We start from the raw sequence: 11358 nt of genomic DNA, 5'->3' as shown, positions 1-11358 counted from the left end.
CTATGTCGCGCCAGCATACGCCAACAGAACTGAATGATGCATTAAAAGGAACGAAACCCACTTTTCTGATGCTGCTGTTTTTTAGTTGTGTGATTAATATGCTTATGCTGGCGCCGGCAATCTATATGTTGCAGGTTTACGATCGCGTACTGGTGAGTAAAAACACCACGACGCTGCTAATGCTCACCTTATTAATTGTCGGTTTGTACATCATTATTGCCATGATTGAATCCGCTCGTGCACAGGTCATGGTAAGACTGGGAAATCGGCTGGATATAAAGCTCAGTCAATTAGTTTTTAATGCGGCATTTAGAAGAAAAATGTCCACCGGTGATAACAACCCGGCACAATCTTTAGCCGAGCTCGATCAGATCCGCCAGTTTCTCTCCGGGAACAGCTTGTTTTCATTGCTGGATATTCCATGGACGCCGATTTATCTGTTTATTGCCTTTCTGGTGCATCCCCTGTTGGGGTACCTGTCTCTGGGCGGAATCACACTATTGTTCATTCTGACACTGGTTTCAGAGTTCTCCACTAAGCGCCCTATTCAACAAGCCCATGCCTTAACCATTAATAATGCCAGCAGGCTGAATAAACAGCTGCAAAACGCCGATGCTATCGAGGCGATGGGCATGCTTTCCACCCTAAAAGCATACTGGCAGGAACAGCATAACAAAGTGCTGGTACTGCAAACACAGATCGCCGATAAAACGGCGGGGTTAAGCAGCCTGAGCCGGTTTGTTCGTGTGTTGCTGCAATCTGTCGCGTTGGGCGCCGGGGCGTTGCTGGTAATTGGTGGGCATATTACCCCAGGTCTGATGATCGCGGCCTCGATTATACTTGGACGCGTCCTGAACCCGGTGGAACAAGTCATTGGCAGTTGGAGGCAGTTTGTACAGTTTCGTAGCGCGTGGCATCAGTTATCGGAGCTGCTAAAGGAGCATCCGGCCCCGCAAGACGTGCTGACCCTGCCGCGTCCGCAAGGCAACATCAGCGTTGAAGGCGTGTTTGCGACAGCTCCCGGACAACACGCCCCGTTGCTGCGTAATATCTCCTTTCAACTCGAACAAGGCGAAGTGCTGGGGATTATCGGTCCTTCTGCATCCGGAAAAACATCACTGGCGAAAGTACTGGTCGGTGTCTGGAAGACGTTATCAGGAAAAGTCAGGTTAGACGGTGCAGATATTTGCCAGTGGGATAAAGCCCTGCTGGGGCCCTCGATAGGCTATCTGCCACAGGATGTTGAACTGTTTGACGGCACTATCGCACAGAACATTGCGCGTTTTACGAAAAATGACAGCGAACTGATCGTGGCGGCCGCACTTCTGGCGGGTGTACACGAGATGATCCTGCGCCTGCCGCAGGGGTACGATACACCGCTCGGCGCAGGTGGATACCAGTTGTCCGGCGGGCAGCGCCAGCGTATTGGGCTGGCGCGTGCTGTCTACAACAACCCCGCATTTATCGTCCTTGATGAACCGAATGCCAATCTTGATGATGCCGGGGAATTTGCTCTCATTAAAGCCATCAACACGCTGCGAACACAGGGACAAACGACCGTGATTATATCGCACCGTCCTACTCTGCTCGGTGTGGTCAATAAAGTTTTACTGCTCAATGACGGCGCTATTCAGGAGTTCGGCACACGCGATCAGGTCTTCGCCCATCTGCGCCAGGCTAACGTGCTGAAACCAGTGGCAACACCCTCTTCATCCACCAATGAACAGCAGCGCGAGGCATGAAGATGAAAAAGAATCCAAGTAACGCGGACGTCACCGGTGTGGATACCAACATCTGGTCCCCCATTATTCGCGGCGTCGTTGTCATTGTGCTGGGGGTGGGTGGTTTCTTATTTTGGGCAGTGCAAGCCCCTTTAGATGCGGGCGTCGTTGCTGACGGTACGGTAACCGTATCCAGTAACCGAAAAACTATTCAGCATCTGAGCGGCGGTAGAGTGACGGATATTTTTATTAAAGAGGGTGACCTGGTTAAGCGAAATCAGGTGCTTGTCCGCCTGGATAAGATGCAACTCGACATGCGCTACAGCGCGTTAAACGCACAGTATATTTCCGCCAAAAGCATTGAAGATCGTCTGTTAGCAGAAAGAGATGGCCTGGAGGCAATCGTATTTAATCCCATGCTGACGCAGCAGTTTTCCGGTAATAAACGGCTGGCAGAAGTCAGGAATCTACAGGCCAAACTGTTCGATACGCGACGCAAAACGATTCAGGATGAATTGTCCATGATTCAGGAAACGCTCGATGGCCTGGTCGGGCAAACGGATAATCTTAATAAAATAAAAGGGTACCGCGATCACCAGTTCAACCTGATCAATCGGGAGTTGGGCGCGATTCGGGCGCTGAGTGAAAAAAACTATTACCCCAAGGCACAATTACTGGTGCTGGAGCGCGAGGCGGCCGAAATATCCGGCAGTGTGTCCGAAGATATTTTGAACATTGCTAAACTCAAATCCCAGCAAAACGAATTAAAAATCAAAGCGTATCAGGTACGGCATCAGTATTTACGCGAAGTTGAGTCCGAACTAACTGAAAACCAAAAAGAAGTGGCGATGCTGGAGGATGAACTGGTTTCTACCCGCCATGAACTGGATAACACGGAGATTCGTTCCCCAATCAACGGTGTCGTTCTGGATGTCAAAGTGAGTACCGTCGGCGGTGTGATTCAGCCCGGTGAGCATCTCATGGATATCGTTGCCGCTGGACAGCCGATGCAAATCGACGCCAGGATACCGGTGCACGCCATTGATAAACTGGCCCCAGGTTTAATCGTTGACGTGCTGTTTCCTGCCCTGAACCATGCGCTGTTACCTTCCGTACCAGCCCGAGTTCTGACCATCTCAGCAGATCGTTTAATTGATGAAGCGACGCAACAGCCCTATTATCTCGCCGAAGTGCAAGTTTCCGCAGAAGGAGCGCGTTTGCTGGGCGATTACAAGATTAAAGCGGGTATGCCCGCGAGCGTGACCATCAAGACCGGCGAGCGAACTTTTTTAAGCTACCTGTTTAAACCGCTGATCGCCCGTCTGGAACTCGCCTTTAAGGAGTACTGAGCGCACATTGCTGGCATGGTGCTCATTCACCGTGCTATGCCGGTTTATACCATTGCTGGTCGCCTTGCTTTCTTGTAACCTTTCGCTCGCGCGACTGACAAAATCTGGAACCACCGAACTGGACTTCATATGAATGCTCATATTTCTAAAGACCCCTTACATGGCGTGACGCTCGAAATGCAGGTCAATGCCCTGGTTGATCGTTATGGTTGGGCTGAACTTGGCCAACAGATAAACATCAACTGTTTTAAAAATGAACCGAGCGTTAAATCCAGTTTGAAGTTTCTGCGTCGTACGCCGTGGGCGCGGGCAGAAGTTGAAGCACTGTATCTTGATTCTCTGCATGACGTTGCACCAGAACCCACCGCTCCTGCCGTTGATCCCTGGGCTAACAGCCGCAACAAGAAAAAATAAGAGCAAAATCCGATGTCAGCATCCGGTTTTTTTTCAGGTCATTATCAGAAAAAACTGGCGACTCTCCTCGCCCGTTCCCGCAACACGCTACCGCTAACCAATGTGAAATGGTTTGCTGTACTGGTTGGCAGTATGCTGTTACTTGGCAGTTGCTCTTCACAACCGCCAGGGCCGAAGGTTACCCCTCATCCCCCGGTCACAACCCCGCAACAGAGCAAAGAGCCGGTTCGTGGTATCTGGCTGGCAACGGTTTCCCGTCTGGACTGGCCGCCGATCTCATCCGTAAACATCAGTTCGCCCGCCACCCGCATCAGCCAGCAGCAAAAAGCGCTGACGGATAAGCTGGATAATCTGCAACGTCTAGGGATCAATACCGTCTTTTTCCAGGTAAAACCGGACGGCACTGCGCTGTGGCAATCCAAAATTCTTCCCTGGTCAGACACTCTGACCGGCACCATCGGCCAGCATCCTGGTTACGATCCGTTGCAATTTATGCTCGATGAGGCGCACAAACGCGGGATGAAAGTTCATGCCTGGTTTAACCCCTACCGCGTCTCCGTCAATACGAAACCGTCAACGGTTGCAGAATTAAATCGCACGTTGTCGCAGAATCCGTCCAGTGTTTATGTCCTGCATCGGGACTGGATTCGGACATCGGGTGAACGTTTTGTACTGGACCCGGGTATTCCTGATGTGCGCGACTGGATAACCAGCATTGTGGCGGAAGTCGTTGAGAATTATCCGGTGGATGGCGTGCAGTTTGACGACTACTTCTACACCGAATCGCCGGGTTCGACGCTAAACGACAGCCAGACTTTCAGAAAATATGGTCAGGGTTTTGATTCAAAAGCAGACTGGCGACGTCATAACACGCAACGGCTGATCGAACAGGTTTCACAGACCATCAAAAAGCTTAAGCCTGACGTGGAGTTTGGCGTCAGTCCTGCAGGCGTGTGGCGTAATCGCTCCCACGATCCGGCAGGCTCCGACACCCGAGGGGCGGCCGCGTATGATGAATCGTATGCCGATACCCGCCGCTGGGTGCAATTAGGTCTGTTGGATTACATCGCACCACAACTGTACTGGCCTTTCGCCCGTGATGCGGCACGTTATGATGTACTGGCAAAGTGGTGGGCTGGCGTGGTGAAATCCACCCATACCCGCCTGTATATAGGTGTTGCGCTGTATAAAGTGGGTGAGCCGTCACGAAAAGAACCGGACTGGACGGTACAAGGCGGTGTGCCGGAGCTGAAAAAGCAACTCGATCTAAACGAGTCCGAACCGAATATTAATGGCACTATCTTGTTTCGGGAGGACTATCTAAACCAACCGCAAACCCAGGAAGCCGTGACCTATATTCGTGAGCGTTGGGGACGCTAAGTGTTGCCGGGAGCTGGTGATCGGAGATAAACGCTGACGTAACGGATAAATTTCCCGATAAACACCCCGGCAAACACGCCACCGGTCATGATCGCCAACGCGCTTATGACCGGCTGGCGTAAAATATCGGGAGCGATAGCATTCAATACACCTTGTACATATTTGATGCCAAAGGCCAACATCATGAACGGTAATGCAGAGTAATCTGCCGGGCGATGAATGCTGCGTGGTGCGGTACTGCGTGCCAGACGGCTGGGGTTTATCAACATATAGCCCACAATCACGCCGCTAATAATACCAACCATCCACTGTAGATACGTGCTGATGGACCGATCGCGGTAAGTGACCAGATCGTAAATATCCCAAAAAAAGAAAAAGCGCCGGGATCAGGGCCAGCTTTTCCAGCGTAACGGTAGCGGGTATCCTGGCTTTAATCCCCCGAAATAACAGGAAGACCAACAAGACATATACCCACACCGGGGTGTGCACCAGCATCGCTACGACAAACTCAGCCATATTCTGGCTCCCGACGTGTTAACCACGTTAAGTGTAGCCTGGTGTTGTCCGGGCGCAGATGATGCACCCGGATACTTTAGGATCAGGCCGCTGAAGGCTCCGGCAATTTGAATGAGGAAACCAGTAACGCTAGTTGTTCCGCCTCTTCTTTCAGCACCTGGGTTCGTGTGGCGGCATCATCAATCAACGATGCGTTTTGCTGCACGGTGCTGTCCATTTCGGTGACGGCGAGGGTGACTTCGGAAACGCCCTTGCGCTGCTCGTCACCCGCGACACGGATTTCCCCCATCAGTTGGCTAACCTGACGCACGTTGTTGACCAGCTCTTCCAGGCGCTCACCGGCATTGTGGATTTGCTGGCTGCTGCTGCCAACATGTGAAACGGACTCATCGATCAACGCTTTGATTTCCTGGGCCGCAGTGGCACTGCGCTGTGCCAGGGTACGAACTTCTGATGCGACAACCGCAAATCCTCTGCCTGCATCCCCCGCTCTGGCGGCTTCAACGGCGGCATTCAACGCCAGAATATTGGTCTGGAAGGCAATGCTGTCGATGACGGCGACAATTTCCACCATTCTACCTGACGAGGCACTGACGTTATCCATTGTCGAAATCACACCCTGCATCACGTCGCCACAGCGATTCGCCGTTTGCGCAGTGTTGTCGGACAGTTCATCTGCCAGTTGCGTGTTGCTCGCATTTTGATGAACGGTCGCATTTAACTGTTCCATCGCCGCCGAGCTCTCTTCCAGCGCGGCCGCCTGCTGAGTCACCCGTGAAGAAAGCTCCATGTTACTGTCGGCCAGACTGACGGCGTTATTAGCTACCACCACGCTACTGCTTCTGACGGTGATCAGAATGGCGGAAATTTTATCGACGAACAGGTTAAAGGCTTCCGCAATATCTGAAATCTCATCTTTACCGCGAACATCCAGACGCCGGGTAAGATCGCCTTCACCCTGCGCGATATCATCGAGTGCGCGACGTGTATCATCGAGACGAGAGATCAAGCGACGCACCACCAGCCATGACCCTACCAGCAACACGGTCATAATCGGGATCAGCACTTCCAGCACATCCTGCATCATGACTTTGGCGAGGCCAACGATGCGCGTTTCCGGTGTCACCAGTCCTACGACCCAGCCAGTATCCGCCATCGGGAACAGCATGACGCGTGACGGGGCATTCAGTACGTTGTCGCTTTCCAGCGTGATGGTTTTCACGCCATCAGTCGCACGAAGCGATTTCAGCCCGGCTTCTACCGGGGCCAGCCAGTGTGCGCTTTGCACCAGATCGCTAAAGGTTTTGTATTTTGTCTGATCGGCCTGGGGGAAATAGAGGATCTGCCCCTGTTTATCAACCACAAATGCGTAGCCGCCGGTGCTGTTGCCCTGCTGCTGCATAAAGGTCGCAACGTTATCCAGACGAATATCGGTGGTGGCCACACCGGCAAACTTGCCGGCTAATTGATACGGAATACTGCACGTCACCATGTTCACGCCGGAACTGGCATCCTGGTAAACATCAGACCACAGACAACTGTTTTGTGAGTGACCTTTCGCATGCTGATACCAACTTTCATTGTGATAACCGGCAGATCCTTCGGCATTATAATCATTCGAAAAATCAAGCTTACCCTCAGCATTGCGCGCCCAGAAAAAGCTACGTTTCTCTACTCCCGGGGTGAACGCGTTTGGCTCTGGCCAGATCCCGCCGCCGGTAATAATTGAGTGGCTGTCTTCGCCAATCAGGTGTGGAACCACGCTTTGATACAAAGACTCATCATTAGGCAGTACTTCGGCCAGTCGTGACAGACTGACGGTTTCGCCCTCGATACGAGAGAGCACCGTACTCAGTTGACGGGTTAAACCTTGCCCTGTCTCTTCTATCAGGGCGGTATTGATTTCAACGACGCGTGGCTGACCACGCCAGAGCATAATTGCAACAATAACAAGGGTGGTCACCGCAAGCAGCAGGATGCCGCCAATGGTTAACCGCGTTGAAATACGAGTAGGATACCAGGCCATACAAACTCCTTCTGCAAAAGGCTAACTTTTACCCAGTATCGGCACAGGAGTTTATATCTTTATAACGTTTTCTTAAGTATTACGAAATAAATAAGTGACGTTGTCACGAATAGCAAAACCCAGCACTCTGGCTGGGTTTTAATACACAGTTAATCTTATTTAGATAATTCTTTTTTGATTTCTTCTTTTATTTTGCTTAATTCACTTTGCGGATGTTTTTTGCAAAGTTCAACGGTCAGAGGCACAGCTGTAGTGATGGTTTCGTTATAGTCAACGAAGTCACCGCCTTTGAAGTCTTCGTCTTCATTCAGCACCCAGAAAGCAACCGGAGCCATAGTTTGCGGATTCAAATCAATAAACTCCTGGCAGCTCATGCTTTTCGGAGTGACTTCAGTTTTAGCGTTATCAGTTGCTGCATTGACGCTTACACTGGTTAACAGCGCTGCGACCAGGATGCCTGCTGTAGAAAGGGAGAATTTATTCATTGTAGTACTCCATTTATAATCCAGATAATATCTACACTTGCGCTTTAAACCGTTAATGTAGTTCGCAAAAAATAATACTCCCACCATCAGAAGAATAAAGATTACGGCCATCGATATGGCTGAAATTTATATTTCACATTACTGATTCTGATGTCTGATAAGAAATGTTGCACACAATGTGATCGTTACGACGAAATCAGCAGATTCATCCCTCACTTCCCCTACCGTTGCACCAAAACTGAACTACGCTGCACAAATGTTGATCATTAGTTAATGAAAATTGATGTTTTTTAACAAAGAACGTCGACGTAGCGTTGTCGCCGACCTGGCACGCGTCCTGCATTGTTAATCCGGTAACAGTGAAGCGGTATCTGACAAACAACTAACAGCGAGATGGTAATGACATCAAAACCTGAGTTATTTGCCCGCATAGAACAGACCTTTATCCAGCTAACGCCCAGCGAGAAGCGCGTTGCCGGTTGGTTGTTAGCGCACGTTGCACAGATCCCTTTTGAAACGGCAGACGGCATCGCAAAAGCAGCAGGAACCAGTGGCATTACCGTCGGGCGTTACCTGCGTAAACTCGGGTTTCGTAACCTGGAAGATGCGAAAGCCAGCCTGCGTGAAATACCCGCAATTCCCTATCAGCCCTGGGGAATGAACGAGCGCCTGGACTCCTGGCACCAGCAGCAAAATCTACCTGACCGCGTACAACAGTCGCTGCTGCTGGAAATTGACGCTATCACCCACGTCTACCAACTGGCGCAAAGCGAGACATTTTTACGTATTGCGCAGCAATTAGCGCAGGCAGAAGCTGTTTATATTCTTGGTATCCAGTCCACCCGCGGGATCGCCAACGCCTTTTTTAGCCATCTGGAATATCTGCGCCCGAAAGTGAGTTACTCCGAAGGGCTTTCCGGTAGCTGGGTTGAGTCGCTGAACTCGGGATTTAATCAACCTTATGTCGTGATCACCGATACGCGCGCTTACTCGGCGACATCCCGACAATATTGCCGCGTTGCCAGTGAGCGCGGCATTCCTCTCGCGTTAATCACGGATGTCTGGTGCCCCTGGGCCAGAGACTATGCCATTGATTTACTTCAGGTGAAAACGGACACCGGGCACTTCTGGGATTCGCTTGCGCCGGTAAGTTGCCTGTTCAACCTATTACTCTCCGCGGTGGTCGCGCAACTGGGCGACTCCCTCGCGGGACGCCTGCAAACTAACCGCCAGTTACAACAACAATTTGGTCAATTCGAACAATAAACAGGAAACGTGCTATGTCAGATACCCCAGTACTGGTCGATTTGTCGGTGATATTCCCGTCACTGCATATCGATCTGAAATACGCTACAGCCGATAACATTACCGGCGCGCCTATCTACCAGGAAGCGCGCTGCCTGCTGCATTCCGAGGCCGTCACTGCGCTGGCCAAAAGCATCAGCATCGCGCAGCTGGCGGGTTTGTCATTGGTGGTGTATGACGCGTACCGCCCACAGCAGGCGCAGGCGATACTGTGGAATGCCTGTCCGGACCCGCAGTATGTGGTAGATGTGGCGATCGGTTCGAATCACAGCCGGGGTACGGCCATTGACGTCACGCTGATGGACGCTCGCGGTAATGTGCTCGATATGGGGGCCGGTTTTGATGAAATGCATGACCGTTCCCATGCCTGGCACCCTTCAGTTCCTCCGGCTGCGCAGCGTAATCGACTGCTGCTCAATGCCATCATGTTCGGCGGCGGTTTTGTCGGCATCAACAGCGAGTGGTGGCATTTCGAACTGCCGAATGCCGCGCGTTACCCGCTGCTTAACGATCAAATAGCTTGTTACAGTGTCACGTCTATAACAACACAACATCCCCTTTAATTCTGGAGCCTGGTTATGAAGACTACACCTGCGTTAACCTCGTTTTTTCGCCCCGCTCTGTTAGCCGTTGCGCTGGCGGTCGCCTTGCCTGCCGCGCAGGCCGCTGTCCCTAAAGATATGCTGGTTATCGGTAAAGCCGCCGATCCACAAACGCTCGACCCCGCTGTAACAATCGATAACAACGACTGGACGGTGACCTACCCCTCATATCAGCGTTTGGTTCAGTACAAAACTGAGGGCGGCAAAGGCTCCACGGAAGTTGAAGGTGATTTGGCCAGCGGCTGGAAAGCGTCTGATGACCAAAAAGAATGGACCTTTACCCTGAAAAGCGATGCTAAATTCGCCGACGGCACGCCAGTGACCGCTGATGCAGTAAAACACTCTTTTGAGCGTCTGCTCAAGATCGGTCAAGGGCCAGCTGAGGCATTCCCGAAAGACCTGAAGATTGATGCCATCGACAACAACACGGTGAAATTTACCCTTAGCCAACCATTCGCGCCGTTCTTATATACGCTGGCCAATGACGGTGCCTCAATTATAAACCCGGCTATCTTAAAAGAGCATGCTGCGGATGATGCCCGTGGATTCCTGGCACAAAATACGGCCGGGTCTGGTCCCTTTATGTTGAAGAGCTGGCAAAAAGGACAACAACTGGTGCTGGTGCCCAACCCACATTATTCCGGCCCTAAACCCACGTTTAAACGCGTATCGGTCAAAATCATCGGAGAAAGCGCTTCCCGTCGTTTGCAACTGTCCCGGGGCGATATTGATATCGCCGATGCACTCCCTGTTGACCAGCTTGCTGCCCTCAAACAGGAAGGTAAAGTCAACGTGGCGGATTACCCATCCTTGCGTGTGACCTATTTATACCTGAACAACAGCAAAGCGCCGCTCAATCAGGTGGATTTGCGCCGCGCCATCTCATGGGCCACGGATTATAAGGGGATGGTGAAAGGGATACTGAGCGGTAACGGCAAGCAGATGCGTGGTCCTATTCCTGAGGGAATGTGGGGTTTTGATGACAAAGCCATGCAGTACAGCTTTGATGAAGCAAAAGCAAAAGAAGCATTAGGTAACGTTGCCAACAAACCCGAAACCCTGAGCTTCCTGTATTCCGATAACGATCCGAACTGGGAGCCGATTGCTCTCTCCACTCAGGCCAGCCTCGGCAAGTTAGGTATTAAGGTGAAACTGGAAAAACTGGCGAATGCCACCATGCGCGATCGCGTCGGTAAAGGTGACTATGACATTGCCATCGGTAACTGGAGCCCGGACTTTGCAGACCCGTACATGTTCATGAACTACTGGTTCGAATCGGATAAGAAAGGCTTGCCGGGTAACCGTTCATTCTATGAAAACAGTGAGGTCGATAAGTTGCTGCGCAGCGCGCTGGCCACCACCGACCAGGTTGCCAGAACCAATGATTACCAGCAGGCGCAAACCATCGTCATTGATGAAGCGGCTTACGTCTATTTATTCCAGAAAAACTACCAGCTGGCGATGAATAAAGACGTCAAAGGTTTTGTCTTCAACCCCATGCTGGAACAGGTCTTCAACATCGCCACCATGAGTAAATAAGCCACGTTAATGCGGAGCCGA

General features: G+C 51.3%; 11 protein-coding genes. 7 read left to right on the top strand and 4 right to left on the bottom strand.

Going from position 1 to position 11358, the window contains the following annotated elements:
- The first annotated feature begins 2 nt into the window (after positions 1–2).
- The 4 genes from HV261_RS14635 to HV261_RS14620 all read left to right on the top strand — a co-directional run bounded on the left by HV261_RS14635 (position 3) and on the right by HV261_RS14620 (position 4864).
- Positions 3–1742, top strand: a complete 1740-nt coding sequence (locus HV261_RS14635; RefSeq protein ID WP_202038647.1) for a type I secretion system permease/ATPase — start codon at positions 3–5, stop codon at positions 1740–1742.
- Positions 1743–1744: 2 nt separating this feature from the next.
- Positions 1745–3070: an HlyD family type I secretion periplasmic adaptor subunit gene (locus tag HV261_RS14630; RefSeq protein WP_202038646.1), complete on the top strand. Its 1326-nt coding sequence runs from the start codon at positions 1745–1747 to the stop codon at positions 3068–3070.
- A gap of 129 nt (positions 3071–3199) precedes the next feature.
- Positions 3200–3484 carry a VF530 family protein gene (locus HV261_RS14625; protein WP_202038645.1) on the top strand — a complete coding sequence of 95 codons (285 nt, stop codon included), beginning with the start codon at positions 3200–3202 and terminating at the stop codon, positions 3482–3484.
- A 12-nt stretch (positions 3485–3496) separates the two neighbouring features.
- Positions 3497–4864: a glycoside hydrolase family 10-like protein gene (locus tag HV261_RS14620; protein WP_202038644.1), complete on the top strand. Its 1368-nt coding sequence runs from the start codon at positions 3497–3499 to the stop codon at positions 4862–4864.
- Here the strand turns inward: HV261_RS14620 and HV261_RS27720 are convergent.
- From HV261_RS27720 to hdeB, 4 genes are all read right to left on the bottom strand, one after another.
- Positions 4861–5169, bottom strand: coding sequence for a hypothetical protein (locus HV261_RS27720; protein ID WP_326929151.1), 309 nt, complete (start codon positions 5167–5169; stop codon positions 4861–4863). The two genes, HV261_RS14620 and HV261_RS27720, sit on opposite strands and share 4 nt — an antisense overlap.
- Positions 5153–5380, bottom strand: coding sequence for a hypothetical protein (locus tag HV261_RS27715; protein ID WP_326929150.1), 228 nt, complete (start codon positions 5378–5380; stop codon positions 5153–5155). The genes HV261_RS27720 and HV261_RS27715 overlap by 17 nt, the downstream gene beginning before the upstream one ends.
- Positions 5381–5462: 82 nt before the next feature.
- Positions 5463–7406: a methyl-accepting chemotaxis protein gene (locus HV261_RS14610; protein WP_202038643.1), complete on the bottom strand. Its 1944-nt coding sequence runs from the start codon at positions 7404–7406 to the stop codon at positions 5463–5465.
- Positions 7407–7561: 155 nt separating this feature from the next.
- Positions 7562–7891, bottom strand: coding sequence for an acid-activated periplasmic chaperone HdeB (gene hdeB, locus HV261_RS14605; RefSeq protein WP_202038642.1), 330 nt, complete (start codon positions 7889–7891; stop codon positions 7562–7564).
- Positions 7892–8290: 399 nt separating this feature from the next.
- On the opposite strand from hdeB, the gene HV261_RS14600 reads away from it, so the two are divergent.
- The 3 genes from HV261_RS14600 to HV261_RS14590 are packed head-to-tail and all read left to right on the top strand — an operon-like array spanning position 8291 to position 11337.
- Positions 8291–9157 (top strand): MurR/RpiR family transcriptional regulator, encoded by an 867-nt coding sequence (locus HV261_RS14600; RefSeq protein ID WP_202038641.1) that lies wholly within the window; start codon positions 8291–8293, stop codon positions 9155–9157.
- A 14-nt stretch (positions 9158–9171) separates the two neighbouring features.
- Positions 9172–9759: a D-alanyl-D-alanine dipeptidase gene (ddpX, locus tag HV261_RS14595; protein WP_202038640.1), complete on the top strand. Its 588-nt coding sequence runs from the start codon at positions 9172–9174 to the stop codon at positions 9757–9759.
- 15 nt (positions 9760–9774) lie between these two features.
- The gene (locus tag HV261_RS14590) at positions 9775–11337 is read left to right on the top strand and encodes an ABC transporter substrate-binding protein (protein WP_202038639.1); all 1563 of its coding nucleotides are present in this window, start codon (positions 9775–9777) and stop codon (positions 11335–11337) included.
- Positions 11338–11358 lie beyond the last annotated feature (21 nt).

Origin of the sequence: Citrobacter sp. RHBSTW-00671 (assembly GCF_014103415.1) — a bacterium.
Classification (GTDB): domain Bacteria; phylum Pseudomonadota; class Gammaproteobacteria; order Enterobacterales; family Enterobacteriaceae; genus Citrobacter.
This window is presented reverse-complemented; position numbering and strand designations above follow the sequence as displayed.

What these genes read in the sequence shown, in the direction of transcription:
- HV261_RS14635 (WP_202038647.1), top strand. Translation starts at nt 3, where the DNA reads ATGTCGCGCCAGCATACGCCAACAGAACTGAATGATGCATTAAAAGGA.
- HV261_RS14630 (WP_202038646.1), top strand. Translation starts at nt 1,745, where the DNA reads ATGAAAAAGAATCCAAGTAACGCGGACGTCACCGGTGTGGATACCAAC.
- HV261_RS14625 (WP_202038645.1), top strand. Translation starts at nt 3,200, where the DNA reads ATGAATGCTCATATTTCTAAAGACCCCTTACATGGCGTGACGCTCGAA.
- HV261_RS14620 (WP_202038644.1), top strand. Translation starts at nt 3,497, where the DNA reads ATGTCAGCATCCGGTTTTTTTTCAGGTCATTATCAGAAAAAACTGGCG.
- HV261_RS27720 (WP_326929151.1), bottom strand. Translation starts at nt 5,169, where the DNA reads ATGGTTGGTATTATTAGCGGCGTGATTGTGGGCTATATGTTGATAAAC.
- HV261_RS27715 (WP_326929150.1), bottom strand. Translation starts at nt 5,380, where the DNA reads ATGGCTGAGTTTGTCGTAGCGATGCTGGTGCACACCCCGGTGTGGGTA.
- HV261_RS14610 (WP_202038643.1), bottom strand. Translation starts at nt 7,406, where the DNA reads ATGGCCTGGTATCCTACTCGTATTTCAACGCGGTTAACCATTGGCGGC.
- hdeB (WP_202038642.1), bottom strand. Translation starts at nt 7,891, where the DNA reads ATGAATAAATTCTCCCTTTCTACAGCAGGCATCCTGGTCGCAGCGCTG.
- HV261_RS14600 (WP_202038641.1), top strand. Translation starts at nt 8,291, where the DNA reads ATGACATCAAAACCTGAGTTATTTGCCCGCATAGAACAGACCTTTATC.
- ddpX (WP_202038640.1), top strand. Translation starts at nt 9,172, where the DNA reads ATGTCAGATACCCCAGTACTGGTCGATTTGTCGGTGATATTCCCGTCA.
- HV261_RS14590 (WP_202038639.1), top strand. Translation starts at nt 9,775, where the DNA reads ATGAAGACTACACCTGCGTTAACCTCGTTTTTTCGCCCCGCTCTGTTA.